This is a genomic window from Bradyrhizobium sp. 147 (assembly GCF_023073935.1).
GTDB lineage: Bacteria > Pseudomonadota > Alphaproteobacteria > Rhizobiales > Xanthobacteraceae > Bradyrhizobium.
In genome coordinates this window covers 97,933-119,586 of record NZ_JADPKL010000061.1, presented here as the reverse complement: position 1 = coordinate 119,586, position 21,654 = coordinate 97,933, and the positions used below count along the sequence as shown (strand labels likewise).

Below are 21,654 nucleotides of genomic sequence, written 5' to 3'. Positions count from 1 at the left end.
TTTGCCGTTGTACTTCGGAGCCGTTCTAATAAGCTAACCCAATGATGCCATTCAGAAACCAGATCGAGACGCATTAAGCGTCCGCCAAGCTCAAGAAAAGGCCGCGGGGTCTTTGAGCCTGCGCGGACAGGGTAGGAATGAAACCGACCGATATCGCGGCCCCCGACTACTTTCACAAAGTGGTCGATTGCCAATGGGCCTGTCCTGCGCACACCCCGGTTCCCGAATACATCCGACTGATCGCACAAGGCCGCTACAGCGACGCCTACATGATCAATTGGAAATCGAACGTGTTTCCCGGAATTCTGGGACGCACCTGCGACCGTCCATGCGAGCCGGCGTGCCGCCGCGGACGCGTCGAGGAAACTCCGGTCGCGATCTGCCGCCTCAAGCGCGTCGCCGCCGACTTCAAGGACGACATCAAGGCGCGCCTGCCGCGACCCGCGCCGAAGAATGGCAAGCGCGTCGCGCTGGTCGGCGGCGGTCCGGCCTCGCTGACTGTGGCGCGCGATCTTGCGCCGCTCGGCTATCACTGCACCGTGTTCGATGCCGATCCCGAAGCGGGCGGCATGATGCGCACGCAGATCCCGAAATTCCGCCTGCCCAATTCCGTGATCGACGAGGAGACCGGCTACATCCTGGGTCTCGGCGTCGAGTTTAGAGGCGGCCATCGCATCGATAGCATGAAGGCGCTGCTTGCGGAGAAATACGACGCGATCTTCGTCGGCTCCGGCGCGCCGCGCGGCCGCGAGCTCGACATTCCCGGCCGGAAAGAGGCAGCCGCCAACATCCATATCGGAATCGAGTGGCTGGCCTCGGTGTCGTTCGGTCATACCGACAAGGTCGGCAAGCGCGTGATCGTGCTCGGCGGCGGCAATACCGCGATGGATTGCTGCCGCACCGCGCGCCGCCTCGGCGGCGAAGACGTCAAGGTCGTCGTGCGCTCCGGCTTCGAGGAAATGAAGGCCTCGCCCTGGGAAAAGGAGGACGCGCTCCACGAGGACATCCCGATCCTCAACTTCCTCGTTCCCGTCGCCTTCATCCACGACAATGGCAAGCTCACCGGCATCACCTTTCAGAAGGTGAAGGCCGAATACGACGCCAACGGCCGCCGCAACCTCGTTCCGTCGGGTGAGCCCGACCAGACCTTCGAATGCGACGACGTCCTGGTCGCCGTCGGCCAGGAGAACGCCTTTCCCTGGATCGAGCAGGATTGCGGCATCGAGTTCGACAAATGGCACATGCCCAAGGTCGATCCGAAGACCTTCGTCTCGACCAATCCAAAAGTCTTCTTCGGCGGCGATGCGGCGTTCGGCCCGAAGAACATCATCTGGGCGGTCGCGCACGGCCATGATGCCGCGCTGTCGATCCACAAGATGCTCTCGGGCGAGGCTATCGAAGATCGCCCGCTGCCGAAGGTGCACGTCTCCTCGCAGAAGATGGGCATCCACGAATGGAGCTATGACAACGACATCTCCATCGACAAGCGCTTCAAGGTGCCGCATCGCGACAAGGTCGTCGCGCTGAAGGACATCCGTGCCGAGGTCGAGCTCGGCTACGACGTCAAGCTCGCGCTCGGCGAGGCGCATCGCTGCCTGAACTGCGACGTGCAGACCGTGTTCTCGACCTCGCTCTGCATCGAGTGCGATGCCTGCGCCGACATCTGCCCGATGGATTGCATTACCTTCACTGATAACGGCGAGGAAAGCGACCTGCGCCAGCGCCTGAAGGCCCCCGCGCCGCATCCCGACCAGGACCTCTACGTCTCCTCGGATCTCAAGACCGGGCGCGTGATGGTGAAGGACGAGGATGTCTGCCTGCATTGCGGGCTGTGCGCGGAGCGTTGTCCCACCGGCGCCTGGGACATGCAGAAATATTTCATCGAGATGACCCACGCAGGTTCAGCATGCCCGACAAAAAGCCGATCAGCAGCGTAAACGACTTCGTCGTCCGCTTTGCCAACGTCAACGGCTCGGGCTCGGCCAGCGCCAACGAGATGTTCGCGCGCGCGATCCTGCGCCACGGCGTTCCGGTCTCCCCACGCAACATCTTCCCCTCCAACATCCAGGGCCTGCCGACCTGGTACGAGGTGCGGGTGACGGAAGACGGCCATCTCGGCGCCCGCGGCGGCGTCGACATGATGGTGGCGATGAACCCACAGACCTGGGACAAGGACGTCGCGGGCATCGAGCCCGGCGGCTATCTGTTCTATGATTCCACCAAGCCGATGCCGTCGACCAAATTCCGCGACGACATCACCGTGATCGGCGTGCCGCTCACCGCGATCACCAACTCGACCTACACCGATCCGCGCCAGCGCCAGCTGTTCAAGAACATCATCTATCTCGGCGCACTCAGCGCGCTGCTCGACATGGATCCGAAGCTGATCGAGCAGCTGATCGGCGAACAGTACAAGGGCAAGGAGAAGCTCTTGTCCTCCAACGTCCACGCGCTGCATCTCGGCCGCGACTGGGCACTCCAGAACCTGAAATGCCCGATCGGGCTGCGCGTGAAGAAATCGGACAAGGTCGGCGATCGCATCTTCATAGAGGGCAACAGCGCCGCCGCGCTCGGCGCCGTCTATGGTGGCGCCACGGTGTGCGCCTGGTATCCGATCACGCCGTCGTCATCGGTGGCGGAGGCCTTCACCGCCCATTGCAAGAAGTACCGGCATGATCCTGAAACCGGCAAGGCGAAATACGCGATCGTGCAGGGCGAGGACGAGCTGGCTTCGATCGGTATCGTCATTGGCGCCTCCTGGAACGGCGCGCGCGCCTTCACCGCGACCTCGGGCCCCGGCATCTCCTTGATGACCGAGTTCATCGGCCTCTCATATTTCGCCGAGATTCCGGCCGTGATCATGAACATCCAGCGCGCCGGCCCCTCCACGGGCATGCCGACCCGGACCCAGCAATGCGACATCATCGCTTGTGCCTATGCTTCGCATGGTGACACCAAGCATGTGCTGCTATTCCCGGAAGATCCGGCGGAAGCGTTCGAGTTCGCGGCTGCCGCGTTCGACCTCGCCGAGCGGCTCCAGACCACGATCTTCCTGATGCTCGATCTCGACATCGGCATGAACCACCGCCTCTGCCGTCCGCTGAAGTGGGACGATTCAAGGCAATACGACCGCGGCAAGGTGATGACCGCGGAAATGCTGGAGGAAGGCCGCGATTTCGGCCGCTATCTCGACGTCGACGGCGATGGCATCCCCTACCGCACCTATCCCGGCACACATCCGACCAAGGGCTCCTACTTCACCCGCGGCACCTCGCGTGACCGTTATGCGCGCTATTCCGAGGAAGGCACGGTTTATGCCGACAACATGCAGCGCCTGGTCCGCAAGTTCGAGACCGCGCAAGACCTGGTCCCACGGCCACTGCAGGCCAATGCGGAACGGCCGACCAAATACGGCGTGATCTATTTCGGCTCGACCTCGCCGGCGATGGACGAAGCCATCGGGCTGTTGGAAGCGCGCGGGCATCAGCTCGACCGCCTGCGCATCCGCGCCTTCCCGTTCCACTCCAGCGTCGCCAGCTTCCTCGCCGAGCACGACTTCGTCTACGTGGTCGAGCAGAACCGCGACAGCCAGCTGCGCCAGCTCATCGTCAACGAGAACGGCATCGACCCGGTCCGGCTCGTGCCGATCGTGCATTACGACGGCACCCCGATCACCGCCCGCTTTATCGCAAAAGCCATTGGCGACCATCAGGATCACCTCAAGGTGACCCCGCTCCGCAAGGCCGTGTCATGACCTACATTGCTAAGCCGAAATTCCATCATCCCGGATTGAAGCAGAACGAGCTCGGCTACACCCGCCGCGATTACGAAGGCAAGATTTCGACGCTGTGCGCCGGCTGCGGCCACGATTCGATCACCGCATCGATCATCGAGGCCTGCTATGAGCTCTCGATCGAGCCGCATCGGGTCGCAAAAATCTCCGGCATCGGCTGCTCATCGAAGACGCCGGACTATTTCCTCGGCAACTCGCACGGCTTTAACTCCGTGCACGGCCGCATGCCCAGCGTGCTGACCGGCGCCAACCTCGCCAACCGCGATTTGATCTATCTCGGCGTCTCCGGCGACGGCGATTCCGCCTCGATCGGCTTCGGCCAGTTCGCGCATTCGATCCGGCGCGGCGTCAACATGACCTATATCGTCGAGAACAACGGCGTCTATGGCCTGACCAAGGGCCAGTTCTCGGCGACGGCAGACCGTGGCTCGAAATCCAAGAAGGGCGTCACCAACACCGACAACGCCATCGACCTCGTCGCGATTGCGCTGCAACTCGGAGCCACCTTCGTCGCGCGCTCGTTCTCCGGCGACAAGAGCCAGCTCGTGCCGCTGATCGCGGCCGCAATCCGGCACAAGGGCGCCTCCTTCATCGACGTCATCAGCCCCTGCATCGCCTTCAACAATCACGCCGGCTCGACCAAGAGCTTCGACTATGTCCGGGAGCACAACGACGCGGTGAACCGGCTCGACGTGCTGGTCGGCCGCGATCCGATCGCGGTGGACTATGCGCCGGGCACGGTGCAGCTGGTCGAGCAGCATGACGGCACCAAGATCGCCCTGCGCAAGATCGATGCCGATTACGACCCGCACGACCGTCTCGGCGCGATGACGTTCCTGCAGAAGCACGCCGCCAAGGGCCAAATCGTCACCGGCCTGCTCTATGTCGACCCGGACGCAGACGATCTGCACGAGCACCTCAACACCGTCGAGACGCCGCTCAACTCGCTGGAGGCGGATACGCTGTGCCCGGGCTCGGCAGTGCTGGACAAGATCAACGCCAGCCTGCGGTGATCACTTACTCCGCGCCGAGACGGTCGGCCGGACGCGTATCGTGATCTTCTCCGACGCGACGGGGGGCTCGAACGGATAGTGCTTGGCATCGCCGAGCACCAATTGGAGTGTGTGAGTCCCCGGCGGAAGGTCGAGCATGGTTTCGGTCTGCCCTGCGCCGAAATGCAAGTGCGACTTATCCTGCGGGATCGGCTCCTTGGGATCGATGGGATCGTTGACGTCGACCAGCAGATGGTGATGACCGGCGTTTTGGTAGTCGTCGCCGGCATGCGTCACGCCCATGTTGCGCAAGCCGAATCGGACCCAGAATGCACCGCGAATCTTTTGCCCGTCGCGCGGCGTGATGAAGTACAGCTTTGCATCCTTGGGCGCGGCCTTGCCCTGCGCACAGGCTGCGCCCGGGAGCAATGTGATCGCCGCCGCCAGTGCGACACAGGAAATGATCTTCATCAAATTGACTCCAGTACTTACGGACTGAGTGCGACACGGAATCCATGCGTGGGGTAACGGACATTGGTGTCGTAACCATCGCGATTTGACGGCCGCACATACCTTGAGTCGTTCTTCCAAGAGCCCGACCGCAGGACATGAGAGCTACAATCTCCGCTGCTCCACGCCGAGCCGTCGCTCGGCGCGCCCTGATAGGTCCTGTGCCAGCAGTCCTCGACCCACTGATCGATGCCGCCGCCCATGTCATAGAGCCCGAATGGATTCGGCTTGAAGCTGCCGACCTTGGCCGGCTGCTCGGCCGCAAGATCACCGCAATCCTTGCACCCGGCCATGCCCGGCTGAAGCTTGTCGCCCCACCAATATTTCGTCTGCGTTCCGCCGCGCGCCGCATATTCCCATTCGGCTTCGCTCGGAAGCCGGTAGGGCTTCTTCGCCGCCTGCGCAAGCCACGTGACATATTGCTGCGCATCGGTCCAGCTCACATTGCTGACCGGGGCATCGTCCTTGCCGGTGGCCGTGAATCCGCAGGCCTTGGCGGCGGCGCATTCGTTCCACTCCTGCACCGTCACGGGATATTTGCCGATCGAGAACGGCTTGACCGTGACCTGGTGGACAGGCCGTTCGGTCGGATCGTCATTGCTTCCCATCGCGAAGCTGCCGCCGCGAATGGCGATCATCTCGGGTTCGCGCGGCGGCGCCACCGATGGGCTCGGTGCCGGTGACGGCGATGCAGCCAATGACGGAGATGGTTGCGGCGTCTGGGTCGCCGCCTCGCGCGGCAGCGGCTGGGGGATCGGTGACGCCGCCGGAGAAGCGGTTGGCGTGGCGGCCTGCTCGTCGATCCTGCCGGGCTGCGCCAAGAAATACCAGAGCACGCCCGTGGCGATCACCATGACGGTAATGCTCAGGAGGAAGATCAGGACATTCTCGCGCCGGCCTCGCGTCCTGCCGACAGCATCTGCGTCCGGCAGCACGCGATAGACGCGCACCGGATCGGTGATGTTCTTGACCTTGCGGTCCCCAAGCGACTCATAGCCGCACACCACCTTGTGCTTGATCTGCTCGTAGATCGCGCCCGAAATATAGACCTGACCGGGCTCGGCAATGCCCTCAATGCGTGTGGCAATGTTGACGCCATCGCCGTAGACATCGTCCGGCTCTACGATCACGTCGCCGAGATTGACGCCAATTCGGTATTCGAGCCGCGAATGCTTCGGAAGCGAGGCGTTGCGGCCGAGGAGGTTTTGTTGAATGACAATGCTGCATCGAACGGCCTCGACAGGACTGTCGAAAATGGCGATGAAACCATCGCCCGTCGTCTTCACCAGACTTCCGTGGTGCTCGACGATGCTGGGCTGGATGATATCCCGCTCGATCCGCTTGACCCGGGCATGCGTTCCCTCCTCGTCAGCCTGCATCATGCGGCTGTAGGAGGCGATGTCGCCGACGATGATCGCCGCGAGACGACGAGGCATGGGGCCGTGCGGGGGCGGCCCATCCTGATTTCCGGATCTGAAGTTGCGAATTTCGCCCATTGCGGGGGGACTCCACAAACTCACAAGGCAGCCCCAGCTTACGACAGCCAACGCCGTCGTTCTGTGAAGGCTACCACATTGACGAACCGAGACAATGTCGCAGAAATCGCCAGCATCGAGTTCCGAAGGATCGAAGCGCAACACCGCTTGAACCTTCTTGATCCCGCCGATGACTAAGGCCCTGCGCGAAAGCACACAGCCGAGCCCGCGCAGCCGATGGTCGCACGCGCGACTTGCGCAGCTTGAATGCGGTGCGCCTCGCCTGCATCTAACAGACAGCAGTTCTGTCCTGCTGCGGTCGAGTTGTCACGCGCTCGAGGCCGTGATGAAGTTCTACATCGTTGCTGCCCTGCCTTTGGCTGCGCTGAGCAGCGTCGCCCGTGCCGACGAGGCCGACGACATCCGTGCGGCCAGCAAGCCGAGGCCGAAACCTTCAATGCGCGCATGTATGCCGGCGCGCCCGGCAACAAGGCCTATGCCTGCTTCGTGCGGCGCTACGATGCCGAGCACCTGGCGCGGCACCCGAAGCAGAAGGTCGCCGCGATGAAGCTGCTGATCTCCGCGGAGGTCGACAAGGAGGACAAGGAGCTCCACAACTCTTTCCGCCTCGGCTTCAGGTACCGTCACCGCTCCGGCGATTTCGATTCCAGCGGTTCGTGTAACCACGCCGTGTTCACCAAGAGCGGTAACGAGGTGCGCCTCGGCTGCGGCGTCGACTGCGAGGGCGGCGGCATCGGTGTTGCGCTGTCGAAGGACGACAAGTCGGCAATCGTGCGGCTCGAACGGGTGCGAGTCTGGCAGAACAACAAGCCGGACCATGATGCCGAACAATCGCTGGTGGCCGGCGCGGACGACAGGACCTCTCCTGCAAGCGCAAGCGGGAGAAGTTAGAGGGAGCGCCCGGTGCCGGCTTCTGACTCATTCGCATCGCACTTGACTGCAGCGCACTTGACGCATCCATAACTCTATGGTTATGAGTCCATCATAACTTATGAGTTATGGATCCTCCATGTCCGCCGCTCACGACCTCCTGTTCAGGACGCTGGCCGATCCGACGCGGCGGGCGATCTTCGAGCGGCTGTGCCGCGAGGGCGAGCAGACGGTGGGGGCGCTGACCGCGCGATCCGGGGTGTCCCAGCCGGCGGTCTCGAAACATCTCGGCGCCTTGAAGCAGGCCGGGCTGGTGCGCGACCGCCACGAGGGACGCCAGACCCATTACAGCGCGCGTCCCGGCGCGCTCAATCCGCTGATCGACTGGACCAGCCAGATGGCCGGCTTCTGGCAGAGGCGGCTCGACGCCCTCGACGATCTCCTGAAGAGGATGGACCAATGAACGAAGCCTCAAGCGAAACGCGCTCCGTGGTGATCGAGCGCGAATTTGCCGCCCCGGCGGAGCGAATCTGGCGCGCGCTGACGCAGCCGCATCTGATCGAAGAATGGCTGATGAAGAACGACTTCAAGCCCGTCGTCGGCCACCGCTTCAATCTTCGCGGCGAATGGGGCGGCGTGCTGGATTGCGAGGTGCTCACTATCGAGCCGGAAAAGACGCTCGCCTACACCTGGAATTTTTCGCATCAGGATGCAGCGTTCGACCTGAAAAGCGTCGTGACCTTCACGCTGACGCCGACGGGCGCAGGCACTCATTTGCGTGTCGAGCAGGCGGGCTTCAGCCCCACGCAGAAGCAGGCTTATGGCGGCGCGCATGCCGGCTGGAAGCAGTTCTTTGCCAAGCTGGACGAGCTGCTGGCGCGGGCAGGCTAGCTCCGTCGGCGTCCATCCCGATCCATTTCAAAAGGAGGTCCCAATGAGCACGCATATCTGGATTCGACAGATTCATCGCTGGCTGTCGATGGCTTTCACGCTCGCCGTCATCGCGAACATCGTCGCCATGGCCATGCAGGTCCAGGCGCTCTGGATCGGCTTCCTGGCGCTCGTCCCGCTCATTCCGTTGCTTGCGACCGGGCTATATTTGTTTGCGCTGCCCTATGTCAGCCGCAGCAACGCGTGAACGAGGCGAGATGATGAAAAACGTTGGCAGCGCGAAGAAGCACAGCACGACAGACTCGACTGAAGCTTCACCCTCCAAGCTGATCGACGGCAGGATCAAGGAGCTCGGCGACTGGCGCGGCGAGATGCTGGGGCGAATTCGCGAGCTGATCAAGGAGGCCGATCCTGATGTCGTCGAGGAGTGGAAGTGGCGCGGCGTTCCCGTGTGGGAGCACGACGGCATCATCTGCACCGGCGAGACCTACAAGGCTGTGGTGAAGATGACGTTCGCCAGGGGCGCGGCGCTGGAGGATCCGGCGGGCCTGTTCAATTCCAGCCTCGACGGAAACGTGCGGCGTGCGATCGATATTCGCGAGGGCGAGAAGCTCGACGAGAAAGCGTTGAAGGCACTGATCCGGGCGGCGGTACAGCTGAATGCGAGCAAGGTGAAGAAGAGACCGGTGAAGCGGCCGGCTTAGCATACAGCGGTCCATGTTGGTCACTTGAGCAGCCGCGGGCTCGCTTCAACTTCGCCGGCGTCTAGCTGAGTCTCAGCCAATCAGGCGTCGCGCGTACCAAACCGCCTCAGGCGGCCGCGGTGATCGGGCGCGGGCTCACGACATATTCGCGCAGGACCTTGTCGTTGGCGTCGACCTCGATCAGTGCGACGTCGTACGTCCAGAGATCGGCCAGGTGCTGGAGCACGCGCTTGGCGTCGGTCTCGTTGAGCTGCGAGCCTTTGATAACGTGGTGATGCAGGATCAGCCGGCGGTCGCCGGAGAGATCGACGTCGACGACCTCGATATTGGCGTCGATGTAGCCGACATCGTGCTGCCGTGCCAGCTCGCGGCGGACGCGGCGGAAGCCGCGCTCATCGTGGATGGCGTCGACCCGGATCCCCGCGCGCTCCTCGGGATCGTCATGCAGGTGGAACATGCGGAAGTGCCGCATCAGCTTCGGGCTCAGGAACTGGCCGACGAAGCTCTCGTCGCGGTAATTGGCCCAGACGTCGCGCAGCACGCCCATCACGTCATTCTTGCCGGCTATATCGGGAAACCATTCGCGATCCTCGTCTTCCGGCCTGGTGACGATGCGCTCGATGTCCTGCATCATGGCGAAGCCGAGCGCATAGGGATTGAAGCCGGAGAAGCGCGGATCATCGAATTCTGGCTGGAACACCACGTTGGTGTGCGACCCCAGGAATTCGAGGAAGTTGCCGTCGGTGATGCGGCCCTGCTCGTGCAACTTGGTCATGATGCGGTAGTGGACGTAGGTCGCCGTCCCCTCGTTCATGACCTTGGTCTGGCTCTGCGGATAGAAATACTGCGCGATGTGGCGGACGATGCGCAGCAATTCGCGCTGCCACGGCGCCAGCCGCGGTGCGCTTTTCTCCAGGAAGTACAGCAAATTCTCCTGCGGCAAGCCGAGCAGCTTGCGGCGGCGTTCGACGCTGAGTGCGGACCGGCTCTTGGCGGCCCCCTTCGGAACCGTGCGCCAAAGATCGTTGAAGACCTCCTCCTCATGCTGACGGCGGCGCCCTGCCCGCTTCTCTTCGGCGCGCAAATCGAGCTTCTTCTTGCCGGGATAGCGGTCGATACCGTGCGACATCAGCGCGTGCGCAGCGTCGAGCGTGCGCTCGACCTCGATGCGGCCGTAGCGCTCCTCGCAGCTCGCGACATAATTCTTGGCGAAGTCGAGATAATCCAGGATGCCGTCGGCGTCGGTCCACTGCTTGAACAGATAATTGTTCTTGAAGAAGTGGTTGTGGCCGAAGGCCGCGTGCGCGATCACCAGCGTCTGCATCGTCGCCGTGTTCTCCTCCATCAGGTAGGAGATGCAGGGCGAGGAGTTGATCACGATCTCGTAGGCGAGCCCCATCAGGCCCTTGCGATAGGAGGCCTCATGAAACGCAAAATGCTTGCCGAACGACCAGTGCTTGTAGAACAACGGCATGCCGACCGACGAATACGCGTCCAGCATCTGCTCGGCGGTGATGACCTCGATCTGGTTCGGATAGACGTCGAGCCCGAGATCCTGCAACGCCACCTCCTCGCAGGCATCGGTGATACGCTGCAAGGTGTGGAAATCCCAATCCGCGCCTTCGAACAAGCGTTCCGTCATGGAGCGGCCTTCTCCTGGCTGGTTTCGCGGCGTTGGAACAGGTCGTGGAACACCGGAAAGATCTCGCTGCGCTCCGAGACCTTGCGCATCGAGAGCGGTGCGCCGCTGCTGCGCAGGCGCTCGTAAAGGGTCCAGAGCGAGGAGTCGGAGAGATCGAAGGCACTGCCGCCGGACTCGCCGACCTCGAGATAGGCAAAGAACTGACAGACCGGCAGGATCTTGTCGGTTAGCAGCAGGCCCGTGAGCTCGCCGTCGGAATAGGAATTGTCGCCGTCGGAGGCTTGCGCGGCATAGATGTTCCAGTCCGCCGGATTGAAGCGCTCGCGCACGATCTCGTGCATTGCCTGGAGCGCGCTGGAGACCAGCGTGCCGCCCGAGGCCGGGCCATAGAAAAAGGTCTGCTCGTCGACCTCCTCGGCGCGGTCGGTATGGCGGATGAAGACGATCTCGACATGCTTGTAGCGGCGCTTCAGAAACACGTAGAGCAGCATGTAGAAGCGCTTGGCGAGATCCTTCATGTGCTCGGACATCGAGCCGGAGACGTCCATCAGGCAGAACATCACGGCCTGCGCCACCGGCCGCGGCACCGTCTCGAAGCGGCGGTAGCGGATGTCGAGCGGGTCGATGAAAGGGATGCGCTTGGATTTCGCCTTGAGCTTGGCGAGCTTGTCGAGCAACTCGACGCGAACGTCCTCGTCGGTGCAGGCGGCGATCTCGGCCTCCAGCTCCTCGATCTCGCTCTTGCGGGGGCGCCGGAGCGCGATGCGGCGGGCCAGCGCGAGCTGAACCGTTCGGCTCACCGAGATGTTGGCCGGCGAGCCCGAGGTGGTGTAGCCGGCGCGCTGGATGCCCTCGCTCTCGGTTTGCGCGATCTTGCGCTTGGCAAGATCGGGCAGTTCGAGGTCGTCGAGGAAAAGGTCGACGAACTCGTCGCGGCTCAGCACGAAGCGGAAGGCGTCCTCGCTGTCGCCCTCGCCCGGACCGGAATCCTTGGCGCTGCCCTGGCCCGAGCGCTGGAGATAGTCGCCCTCGACGAACTTCTTGTTTCCGGGCAGCACCATGTCGCGCGTGCCGCCCTCCCGGCGGAAGCGCGGCTCGTGCATTCCGTCGAGCGGGATCGTGACCTCACCACCCTCCAGGACGTCCTTGATGTCGCGTTCCTGCGAGGTCTTCTTGACGGCGCCCTGCACCAGGGATTTGGCCCGACGCAAGAACCGCTGCCGGTTCTCAAGACTCTTGCCGCCTGGATTCAGGCGCCTGTCAATAATGTGAATGGCCACTTTCCCATCCGCCTCAACCGGCCTGCTTCACGCGCATGTACCATTCGACGAGCCGGCGAACCTGACGCTCGGTGTAGCCGCGCTCCACCATGCGTGCGACGAACTCGCCGTGCTTCTTCTCCGTCTCGCCGTCCTTCTTCGACCCGAAGGAGATGACCGGAAGCAGATCCTCGACCTGGGAGAATATCCGCTTTTCGATCACATCGCGAATCTTCTCGTAGGAGGTCCAGGTCGGGTTCTTGCCGCCGTTCTGGGCCCGCGAGCGTAACGAGAATTTGACGACCTCGTTGCGGAAGTCCTTCGGGTTGGCAATGCCCGCCGGCTTCTCGATTTTGGTCAGTTCCTGGTTCAAAAGCTCGCGATCGAGCAGCTGGCCGGTGTCGGGATCCTTGAAGTCCTGATCCTCGATCCAGGCGTCGGCGTAATCGACGTAGCGGTCGAACAGGTTCTGGCCGTAATCGGAGTAGGATTCGAGATAGGCCTTCTGGATCTCGTTGCCGATGAACTCGGCGTACCGCGGCGCGAGCTCCGCCTTGATGAACTCGAGATAACGTTTCTCGGTTTCCTCCGGAAGCTGCTCGCGGCGGATCGCCTGCTCCAGCGCGTACATCAGGTGCACGGCGTCGGCGGCGACCTCCTGCGGGTCGTGATTGAAGGTCGCAGCCAGGACCTTGAAGGCGAAGCGGGTGGAAACACCGTCCATGCCCTCGTCGACACCGGCGGCGTCGCGATATTCCTGGACGCTGCGCGCCTTCGGATCGGACTCTTTCAGGCTCTCACCGTCATACACCCGCATCTTGCCGAACAGCGTGGAGTTCTCGTGCTTGCGCAGGCGCGACATCACCGAGAACCGCGCCAGCGTCTCCAGTGTCGACGGCGCGCAAGGAGCGGATGCGAGCTCGGAACCCTGGATCAGCTTCTCGTAGATCTTCTGCTCTTCGGTGACCCTGAGGCAGTACGGCACCTTGATGACGCAGATGCGGTCGATGAAGGCCTCGTTGTTCTTGTTGGCCTTGAAGCTCGCCCACTCGGCTTCGTTGGAATGTGCGAGGATGATGCCGGTGAAGGGGATCGCGCCGATGTTTTCGGTGCCGATATAGTTGCCTTCCTGCGTCGCGGTCAGCAGCGGATGCAGCATCTTGATCGGCGCCTTGAACATCTCGACGAACTCGAGCACGCCCTGGTTGGCGCGATTGAGGCCGCCGGAATAGCTGTAGGCGTCCGGATCGTTCTGCGCGTAGGTCTCGAGCTTGCGGATGTCGACCTTGCCGACGAGCGAAGAGATATCCTGGTTGTTCTCGTCACCGGGCTCGGTCTTGGCGATCGCGATCTGGCGCAGCCGCGACGGCTGGATCTTGGCGACACGGAATTGCGAGATATCGCCGCCGAAGGCTTCCAGCCGCTTGTAGCACCACGGGCTCATCAGGCCGGTGAGGCGCCGGCGCGGAATTCCGTACTTCTCTTCCAGCATCGGCCCGAGCTGATCGGGATCGAACAGGCTGAGCGGGCTCTCGAACACGGGCGAAAGTTCATCGCCGGCCTTCAGCACGTAGATGGGGTGCACTTCCATCAGCGACTTCAACCGCTCGGCGAGCGAGGATTTGCCGCCGCCGACCGGGCCGAGCAGATAAAGGATCTGCTTGCGCTCCTCCAAACCTTGCGCGGCGTGGCGGAAGAAACCGACGATGCGCTCGATGGTTTCTTCCATGCCGTAGAAGCCGGCGAAGGCCGGATAGGTGCGGATCGTGCGGTTCAAAAAAATACGGCCAAGGCGTGGGTCCTTGGCCGTGTCAATCGTCTGGGGTTCGCCGATGGCAGCTAGCAGGCGTTCGGCCGCGTTCGCGTATTTCATGGGATCGCTTCGACACGATTCCAGATATTCCGCCATCGATAAGTCGTGCTGGCTTCTCGCCTCGAACGACCGAGCGAAAGCGTTGAATAGAGAATCGTTGTACATGATCCCTCTCCGCGTGAGTTCCGCTACAAGCTGAAACGAATGCAGTTACCGGACCGTTCCTCAGGCCGTTTCGAATCAGCGTGAGCACATGACGATCATTGGACACCCGGGTGCCGGCTCGACGCAACGCACAACGTAGGCACTCGTTGAGTTACGAACAGGCACATGCCTGTAATTTGAGCGAATCTACATCCATATTGGCTCATTTCCAGAAAATGTCACTTGCTCGCAACATCCGGGCATTACCGGGGAGAAAGCTCATCCGGCGCTGCAGCATAGCGATCTGCCAGCGGCGATCTTATGACGCTTGTACGGCGAAGCCTTGAGCGCCGCGTTCATCTTCCTGCTGCAATGCGGTGCGCGGACCGGCGGCAGCAATCGGGCAAGCGTGCAGCGACGTATCCAAATCCGTCGAACGGCTCTCCGATCGAAGACGATGCGATTGCCACGCGCGGATTTCTGCGCGCCGCGATCAACAGCCGCAGTGCGTCACCGGTTACGTCACTTCAAGATCGCGGCACGCCGCGATGCTCGTGGCCGGCGCGACGGATTGCGGAGGTTGGCAAGAGCATGAGCCCGTCACGATGTGCTGCATGCTTCCTCAGCACAGCCATTCGCCGTCATATGACGGACGGATCGGAGTCCGCCGCACTCCATGTCGCCGCCGGCTGCTGCCGCCTGGATCGCCATCATCGCGGCGGAGTTACACCGGAGGTATGACTCCCGTCCCCTTGATTGGTTCCCTCGCGGGCGCATGTAAGCTAGAGGATAGCGCGTCAGGACCGGCGCGGAAACCCCTCGCCCGCAGGCTTGGAGATAGATAAACATCATGAATCCCGTCAAAGAATTGGAAAAGCACGGACAAGCCGTCTGGCTCGACTTCCTGGCCCGCGGCTTCATCGCCAAGGGCGACCTGAAGCGACTGATCGACACCGACGGCGTCAAAGGGGTCACCTCCAATCCCTCGATCTTCGAGAAGGCAATCGGCAGCTCGGACGAATACGATGCGCCGATCGGCAAGGCGCTGAAGCGTGGCGACCGCGCCGTGGCCGACCTGTTCGAAGCCGTTGCGGTCGAGGACATCCAGAATGCTGCCGACGTGCTGCGCCCGGTCTACGACCGCCTCAAGGGAGGCGACGGCTATGTCAGCCTGGAGGTCTCGCCCTATCTGGCGATGGACACCGCCGGCACGGTCGCCGAGGCGCGGCGGCTCTGGAAGGACGTCAACCGCAAGAATTTGATGGTGAAGGTGCCGGCGACGCCGGAGGGCCTGCCGGCGATCGAACAGCTCATCGGCGACGGCATCAGCATCAACATCACGCTGCTGTTCTCCAGGGACGTCTACCTGAAGGTCGCCGAGGCCTATCTCGCCGGTCTGGAGACATACGTCGCCGGCGGCGGCGACCCGTCGCATGTTGCCAGCGTCGCGAGCTTCTTCGTCAGCCGGATCGACTCGACGGTCGACAAGCAGCTCGACGAGAAGATCGCCCGCGCCAACGATCCCTCCGAAAAGGAACGGCTCGCCGCGCTCAAGGGCAAGGTCGCGATCGCCAATGCCAAGATCGCCTATCAGGATTTCAAGCGCCTGTTCTCGGGGCCACGCTGGGACAAGCTCGCCGCCAAGGGCGCCAAGCCACAGCGCATGCTGTGGGCGTCCACCGGCACCAAGAACAAGGATTACAGCGATGTCCTCTACGTCGAGGAACTGATCGGCCCCGACACCATCAACACGGTGCCGCCGGCGACGCTGGACGCGTTCCGCGATCACGGCAAGCCGCGCGACAGCCTGGAAGAGAATGTCGACGACGCCCGCCGCGTGCTCGAGGAGCTGGAGCGCTCCGGCATTTCGCTCGATGCGATCACCGAGGAGCTGGTCAAGGACGGCGTCAAGCAGTTTGCCGATGCCGCCGATAAGCTCTATGGCGCTGTCGCGCACAAGCGGGCCGTGGTGCTCGGCCCCGCGCTCGACCGCCAGCTGCTCTCGCTCGGCGACGGGCTCGGCACGAGCCTGGCCAAGACCACCGAGGAATGGCGCGCATCTGCCAAGATCCGCAGGCTGTGGGCGCGCGACAAGTCGGTCTGGACCGGCACCGACGAGGACAAATGGCTGGGCTGGCTCGACAGCGCGGCAAGAGCCGACATCGCCGACTACGAGGACTATGCCGGCCGCGTGAAGGGGCAGAAATTCTCCGACGCCGTCCTGCTCGGCATGGGTGGTTCGAGCCTCGGGCCGGAGGTGCTGGCCGAAACCTTCGGGAAGAAGCCCGGCTTCCCAAAACTCCATGTGCTGGATTCCACCGACCCGGCCGAAGTGCGGGCGATGGAGGCCAGGATCGACGTCGCCAACACCGTCTTCATCGTCTCCAGCAAGTCCGGCGGCACCACCGAGCCGAACGCGATGAAGGACTATTTCCATGAGCGGGTTGCCAAGGCGGTTGGGCCGAAGGTGAAGACCGGCCACCGCTTCATCGCGGTGACCGATCCGGGCTCGTCGCTGGAGAAAGCGGCGAAGAAGCTGAACTACGCCCGCATCTTCCACGGCGAACCCACGATCGGCGGCCGCTATTCGGTGCTCTCGCCGTTCGGCCTGGTGCCGGCGGCAACCGCAGGCATAGACATCAAGACCTTCATCAAGCATGCGCTGGCGATGGCCCGCTCCTGCGGGCCGGACGTGCCGCCATCCGAGAACCCGGGCGTGCAGCTCGGCCTCGCCATGGGCCTCGCCGGCCTCGAAGGCCGCGACAAGGTGACGATCCTGGCATCGAAGAAGATCGCCGATTTCGGCGCCTGGGCCGAGCAGCTGATCGCGGAATCGACCGGCAAGGAGGGCAAGGGCCTGATCCCGATCGAGGGCGAGCCGCTGGGTGAACCCGCGATTTACGGCAACGACCGCTTCTTCATCGACATCCGCATCGAAGGCGAGGCGGACGCCGCCCATGATTCCAAGCTTGCCGCGATCGAGGCCGCCGGCCATCCCGTGGTGCGGATCGTCATGAAGTCGATCGACCATCTCGGCCAGGAGTTCTTCCGCTTCGAGATGGCGACGGCCGTGGCCGGCAGCATTCTCGGCATCAACCCGTTCAACCAGCCGGACGTGGAAGCGGCCAAGATCAAGACCCGCGAGCTCACTTCAGAGTTCGAGAAGACCGGCGCGCTGCCGGCCGAGCAGCCGGTGGTCAGCACCGATGAAGCCGACCTCTACACCGATGAAGCCAACGCCACGGCACTGCGCGCCGCCGGCGCCAATGGCGACCTTACCTCATGGCTGAAGGCGCATCTGTCGCGCTCGGGCCATGGCGACTATGTCGCCCTGCTCGGCTACATCGCGCGCGACAAGACCACCATCGACGCACTTCAGGCCATGCGGCTCGAAGTGCGCGAGAAGCGGCATGTCGCGACCTGCGCCGAATTCGGACCGCGCTTTCTGCACTCCACCGGGCAGGCTTACAAGGGCGGGCCAGATAGCGGCGTGTTCCTCCAGATCACCGCCGACGACGCCAAGGATCTGCCAGTGCCGGGCCAGAAGGCGAGCTTTGGGGTGATCAAGGCGGCGCAGGCGCGCGGCGATTTCGACGTGCTCACCGAGCGCGGCCGGCGCGCGCTGCGCGTCCACCTGAAGGGCGGGCTCAAGAAAGGTCTCGCAGCGCTCAACACGGCGCTTAGCGACGCATTGAATTAAAGGAGCTCTCACATGCAACTCGGCATGATCGGTCTCGGCCGGATGGGCGGCAACATCGTTCGCCGCCTGATGCGTCACGGCCATCAGGCCGTGGTCTACGACAAGGACGCCAAGGCCGTCGCCGGCCTTGCCGTAGATGGCGCGATCGGCTCCGCCACGCTCGAGGAATTCATCTCGAAACTCGAGCGGCCGCGCACGGCCTGGGTGATGCTGCCTGCGGGGCGTATCACCGAGACCACGATTGAGACGATCGCGGGCGTGATGCAGGCGGGCGACGTCATCATCGACGGCGGCAACACCTTCTGGCAGGACGACGTCCGCCGCGGCAAGGCGCTGAAGGAGCGCGGCATCCACTATGTAGACGTCGGCACCTCCGGCGGAGTGTGGGGGCTCGACCGCGGCTATTGCATGATGATCGGCGGCGAGAAGCAGGTGGTGGACCGGCTCGATCCGATCTTCGCCGCGCTCGCGCCCGGCGCCGGCGACATTGCGCGCACGCCGGGGCGCGAGGGCCGCGATCCCCGCATCGAGCAGGGCTACATCCATGCCGGCCCTGTCGGTGCCGGCCATTTCGTCAAGATGATCCATAACGGCATCGAATACGGTCTGATGCAGGCCTATGCCGAAGGTTTTGATATCCTCAAGAACGCCAATCTCGAGGCGCTGCCGGCGGACCACCGTTACGATTTCGATCTCGCCGACATTGCCGAGGTGTGGCGGCGCGGCAGCGTGATCCCATCCTGGCTGCTCGACCTCACCTCGACGGCGCTCGCCGACAGCCCGGCGTTGGCGGAATATTCCGGGTTTGTCGAGGATTCCGGCGAAGGACGCTGGACCGTGAATGCGGCGATCGACGAGGCGGTGCCTGCCGAAGTGTTGACCGCGGCCCTCTACACACGTTTCCGCTCCCGCAAGGAACACACCTTCGCCGAGAAAATTCTCTCCGCAATGCGCGCCGGGTTCGGCGGCCACAAGGAGCCGAAGCAGCCCGGCGTGTCGAAGTCAAAATAGTTCGAAGCTGCAGTAAACGTACTCAAGCGAAGGCCGACAATTCGTGACAAAAGACCCGCAGCCAAAGCGCAAGCCGGAAAATTGCGCCTTCGTCATCTTTGGCGTGACCGGAGACCTGACCCATCGGCTGGTGATGCCATCGCTCTACAATCTCGCCGCCGAAGACCTTTTGCCGGAGAAATTCTGCGTCGTCGGCGTGGGCCGCAAGGCTCAATCGGATGACGAGCTGCGCGACAGCCTGATGAAGGGCCTGCGCGAGTTTGCAACGCGCCCGGTTGACGACGTCGTCGCAAAACAGCTGCTGCAATGCGTGACCTTCGTCGAGGCCGATGCGAAGGATCCGCCGTCGTTCGACCGCTTACGCGAGCATCTCGACACGCTGGAATGCTCGGAAGGCACCGGCGGCAACCGGCTGTTCTATCTCGCCACCCCGCCAGCGGCTTTCGCGCCGACCGCGCGCGCGCTCGGCCGCACCGGCCTGATGAAGCAGAACGGCACCTGGAGGCGCCTCGTCATCGAGAAGCCGTTCGGCACCGACCTCGCCTCGGCGCGCGCGCTGAACGCCGAACTGTTGAAGATCATGGATGAGCACCAGATCTACCGGATCGATCATTACCTCGGCAAGGAGACGGTGCAGAACATCCTGGTGCTGCGCTTTGCTAACGGCATGTTCGAGCCGATCTGGAATCGCAATCATATCGACCACGTTCAGATCACGGTAGAGGAGAAGCTCGGCGTCGGCCATCGCGGCGGCTTCTACGATGCCACCGGTGCGCTCCGCGACATGGTGCCGAACCATCTGTTCCAGCTGATGTCGCTGGTGGCCATCGAGCCGCCGAGCCGGTTCGACGCCCATTCCGTCCGCTCGGAGAAGGCCGAGGTTCTCACCGCGATCCAGCGGCCGAGCCAGCAGGAAGCGCTGAGGAGCTCGGTGCGCGCGCAATATCTCGCCGGCCGCATCGGCGACGAGGAGATTCCGGACTATCGCAACACGGCGGACGTCAACCCCGGCAGCACTACTGAGACCTATGTCGCGCTCAAACTGATGATCGACAATTGGCGCTGGGCCGGCGTGCCCTTCTATTTGCGCACCGGCAAGGCGCTGGGCCACAAGCGTACGGAGGTCGCGATCAAGTTCAAGCAGGCGCCGCTGTCGATGTTCTCAGGCACGGCCGTCGATCGCCTGTCGCAAAACTTTCTCACCATCGGCATTGCACCGACCGAGACCATCGAGCTCCAGTTCAACGCCAAGATCCCGGGACCGAGCGTCACCATCGACGGCGTCGAGATGAAGTTCCGCTATGGCGACTATTTCCACGCCGATCCCTCGACCGGCTACGAGACACTGATCTACGACTGCATGATCGGCGACAACATCCTGTTCCAGCGCGCCGACGGCATCGAGGCCGGGTGGGATGCGGTGCAGCCGTTCCTGGACGCCTGGCAAAGCGCGGGCACCAACGGCATCGAGACCTATAAAGCCGGCAGCGACGGCCCGGCCTGCGCGGACGAGCTGCTCCGGCGCGACGGACGAAGCTGGCGGAAGTACTCGTGATGGAAACGGCCGAGCAGCCGAAACTGATCGTCGCGGCCGACGCCGAAGCGTTGGCGCTTACCGCGGCCGAACGGGTTATGGCGCGGATCGCCGCCAACCCTTCGCGCATCGCAATCTGTCTCACCGGCGGCTCCAGCCCGAGGAAGCTCTATCAATTGCTCGGCAGCGACGCCTGGCGCGAAAGAATTCCGTGGGAGCGCGTACACTGGTTCATCGGCGACGAGCGTTTCGTGCCGCAAAGCGATCCCCTCAACAACATGGCGGTCGCCCGCGCGACCTTCCTCGATCGCAGTGCGCCCTCAGGCCATATCCACCCGATCCCGACCACGGCCGAAAATCCTGATCGCGCCGCCGAGGCCTATGCTCACGAGCTGCAAGCCTTCTATGGCGCTGACCGGCTCGATGCGGCACGGCCGCTGTTCGACATGGTCCTGATGGGCGTAGGCCCGGACGGCCACACCGCTTCGCTGTTTCCCGGCTATCCCGAAGTCAAGGAGACCGAACGCTGGGTCGTCGGGGTGCCCAACGCCAATGTCGCGCCGTTCGTCCCGCGGGTCTCGCTCACCCTGCCCGTTCTGGCATCCAGCCACGAAATGCTGTTCGGGATCGCCGGGCACGAGAAGCGGCCGATCTTGACGCGCCTCCTCAATGGGGAGACTCTGCCGGCATTGCGGGCGCGTTCGAATGGTGAGACCGTCTGGCTGGTCGACCAGGCCGCGCTTCCGGAGGGAATTCGTGGCGGGCGTTGAAGCACCTTGTGCATTGATTGTGATGGGCGTGTCTGGCTCGGGCAAGAGCACGATTGCGGCGGCGCTCGGCGAGCGCCTCGGCTGGCGCTTCGAGGACGGCGACAGCTTTCATCCCGCCAGCAATGTCGAGAAAATGAAGGCGGGCCATCCGCTCACCGACGAAGACCGCTGGCCCTGGCTCAATGCGATCGCCGACGAGATTGCGCGGGTCTGCGGACGCGGCGAGCACGTCATCATCGCCTGCTCGGCGCTGAAACACGCCTATCGTGACGTGCTGCTGCGCGGACGCGACGACGTCCGCTTCGTCTTCCTGAAGGGCACGAAAGAGCTGATCGCCGAGCGGCTCGCCCACCGCAAAGGTCATTTTATGCCGCCCGAGCTGTTGACCAGCCAGTTCAACACGTTAGAGCCACCGGAGGCGGGCGAGCACGTCATCACCGTCTCGATCGACGAATCCGTCGAGGCGATCGTGGACGGCGTGGTGCGGCAATTGAGGTTGGGCGGGGCGAAGCGCTAAGGCCAAGA

At 63.2% G+C, this 21,654-nt stretch carries 17 protein-coding genes and 1 pseudogene; 13 read left to right on the top strand and 5 right to left on the bottom strand.

Going from position 1 to position 21,654, the window contains the following annotated elements; genetic code table 11:
- The first annotated feature begins 137 nt into the window (after window positions 1-137).
- The 3 genes from IVA87_RS13795 to IVA87_RS13785 are packed head-to-tail and all read left to right on the top strand — an operon-like array spanning window position 138 to window position 4,806.
- Window positions 138-1,937 carry an FAD-dependent oxidoreductase gene (locus IVA87_RS13795; protein ID WP_247295975.1) on the top strand — a complete coding sequence of 600 codons (1,800 nt, stop codon included), beginning with the start codon at window positions 138-140 and terminating at the stop codon, window positions 1,935-1,937.
- The gene (locus IVA87_RS13790) at window positions 1,907-3,754 is read left to right on the top strand and encodes a 2-oxoacid:acceptor oxidoreductase subunit alpha (RefSeq protein WP_247295973.1); all 1,848 of its coding nucleotides are present in this window, start codon (window positions 1,907-1,909) and stop codon (window positions 3,752-3,754) included. Before IVA87_RS13795 ends, IVA87_RS13790 begins: the two co-directional genes overlap by 31 nt.
- A complete protein-coding gene (locus IVA87_RS13785) occupies window positions 3,751-4,806 on the top strand; it encodes a 2-oxoacid:ferredoxin oxidoreductase subunit beta (protein WP_247295971.1) in 1,056 nt (351 codons plus the stop codon). Before IVA87_RS13790 ends, IVA87_RS13785 begins: the two co-directional genes overlap by 4 nt.
- On the opposite strand, the gene IVA87_RS13780 is transcribed toward IVA87_RS13785, so the two are convergent.
- Complete coding sequence (locus IVA87_RS13780; protein ID WP_247295969.1) at window positions 4,807-5,256, bottom strand: DUF4399 domain-containing protein; 450 nt, start codon at window positions 5,254-5,256, stop codon at window positions 4,807-4,809.
- A 17-nt stretch (window positions 5,257-5,273) separates the two neighbouring features.
- Window positions 5,274-6,791 carry an SUMF1/EgtB/PvdO family nonheme iron enzyme gene (locus tag IVA87_RS13775; protein WP_247295967.1) on the bottom strand — a complete coding sequence of 506 codons (1,518 nt, stop codon included), beginning with the start codon at window positions 6,789-6,791 and terminating at the stop codon, window positions 5,274-5,276.
- 325 nt (window positions 6,792-7,116) lie between these two features.
- Between IVA87_RS13775 and IVA87_RS13770 the strand changes: the two are divergent.
- The 5 genes and pseudogenes from IVA87_RS13770 to IVA87_RS13750 all read left to right on the top strand — a co-directional run.
- Window positions 7,117-7,646 (top strand): annotated as a pseudogene (locus IVA87_RS13770) (hypothetical protein); the annotation flags it as partial.
- A 154-nt stretch (window positions 7,647-7,800) separates the two neighbouring features.
- The gene (locus IVA87_RS13765) at window positions 7,801-8,124 is read left to right on the top strand and encodes a metalloregulator ArsR/SmtB family transcription factor (RefSeq protein ID WP_247295962.1); all 324 of its coding nucleotides are present in this window, start codon (window positions 7,801-7,803) and stop codon (window positions 8,122-8,124) included.
- Window positions 8,121-8,552 (top strand): SRPBCC domain-containing protein, encoded by a 432-nt coding sequence (locus tag IVA87_RS13760; protein ID WP_247278351.1) that lies wholly within the window; start codon window positions 8,121-8,123, stop codon window positions 8,550-8,552. Before IVA87_RS13765 ends, IVA87_RS13760 begins: the two co-directional genes overlap by 4 nt.
- A gap of 43 nt (window positions 8,553-8,595) precedes the next feature.
- Window positions 8,596-8,799: a hypothetical protein gene (locus tag IVA87_RS13755; RefSeq protein WP_247278350.1), complete on the top strand. Its 204-nt coding sequence runs from the start codon at window positions 8,596-8,598 to the stop codon at window positions 8,797-8,799.
- A 13-nt stretch (window positions 8,800-8,812) separates the two neighbouring features.
- A complete protein-coding gene (locus tag IVA87_RS13750) occupies window positions 8,813-9,256 on the top strand; it encodes a DUF1801 domain-containing protein (RefSeq protein ID WP_247333910.1) in 444 nt (147 codons plus the stop codon).
- A gap of 106 nt (window positions 9,257-9,362) precedes the next feature.
- On the opposite strand, the gene IVA87_RS13745 is transcribed toward IVA87_RS13750, so the two are convergent.
- The 3 genes from IVA87_RS13745 to IVA87_RS13735 are packed head-to-tail and all read right to left on the bottom strand — an operon-like array spanning window position 9,363 to window position 14,135.
- On the bottom strand, window positions 9,363-10,898 hold the full coding sequence (locus IVA87_RS13745) for a SpoVR family protein (protein ID WP_247295956.1): 1,536 nt from the start codon (window positions 10,896-10,898) through the stop codon (window positions 9,363-9,365).
- Window positions 10,895-12,172: a YeaH/YhbH family protein gene (locus IVA87_RS13740; RefSeq protein WP_247296121.1), complete on the bottom strand. Its 1,278-nt coding sequence runs from the start codon at window positions 12,170-12,172 to the stop codon at window positions 10,895-10,897. Before IVA87_RS13740 ends, IVA87_RS13745 begins: the two co-directional genes overlap by 4 nt.
- A 19-nt stretch (window positions 12,173-12,191) precedes the next feature.
- The gene (locus IVA87_RS13735; protein WP_247278348.1) at window positions 12,192-14,135 is read right to left on the bottom strand and encodes a PrkA family serine protein kinase; all 1,944 of its coding nucleotides are present in this window, start codon (window positions 14,133-14,135) and stop codon (window positions 12,192-12,194) included.
- 829 nt (window positions 14,136-14,964) lie between these two features.
- On the opposite strand from IVA87_RS13735, the gene IVA87_RS13730 reads away from it, so the two are divergent.
- From IVA87_RS13730 to IVA87_RS13710, 5 genes are read left to right on the top strand one after another with little or no spacing between them, the layout of a single operon-like run.
- Entirely contained in the window at window positions 14,965-17,814 is a 2,850-nt protein-coding gene (locus tag IVA87_RS13730; RefSeq protein WP_247333889.1) for a bifunctional transaldolase/phosoglucose isomerase, read from the top strand.
- Between the two features lie 12 nt (window positions 17,815-17,826).
- The gene (gnd, locus tag IVA87_RS13725) at window positions 17,827-18,825 is read left to right on the top strand and encodes a phosphogluconate dehydrogenase (NAD(+)-dependent, decarboxylating) (protein WP_247333887.1); all 999 of its coding nucleotides are present in this window, start codon (window positions 17,827-17,829) and stop codon (window positions 18,823-18,825) included.
- Window positions 18,826-18,868: 43 nt separating this feature from the next.
- Window positions 18,869-20,380, top strand: a complete 1,512-nt coding sequence (zwf, locus tag IVA87_RS13720; protein WP_247333885.1) for a glucose-6-phosphate dehydrogenase — start codon at window positions 18,869-18,871, stop codon at window positions 20,378-20,380.
- Window positions 20,380-21,129 carry a 6-phosphogluconolactonase gene (pgl, locus tag IVA87_RS13715; protein WP_247333909.1) on the top strand — a complete coding sequence of 250 codons (750 nt, stop codon included), beginning with the start codon at window positions 20,380-20,382 and terminating at the stop codon, window positions 21,127-21,129. The genes zwf and pgl overlap by 1 nt, the downstream gene beginning before the upstream one ends.
- A complete protein-coding gene (locus IVA87_RS13710; RefSeq protein ID WP_247333882.1) occupies window positions 21,116-21,646 on the top strand; it encodes a gluconokinase in 531 nt (176 codons plus the stop codon). The genes pgl and IVA87_RS13710 overlap by 14 nt, the downstream gene beginning before the upstream one ends.
- Window positions 21,647-21,654 lie beyond the last annotated feature (8 nt).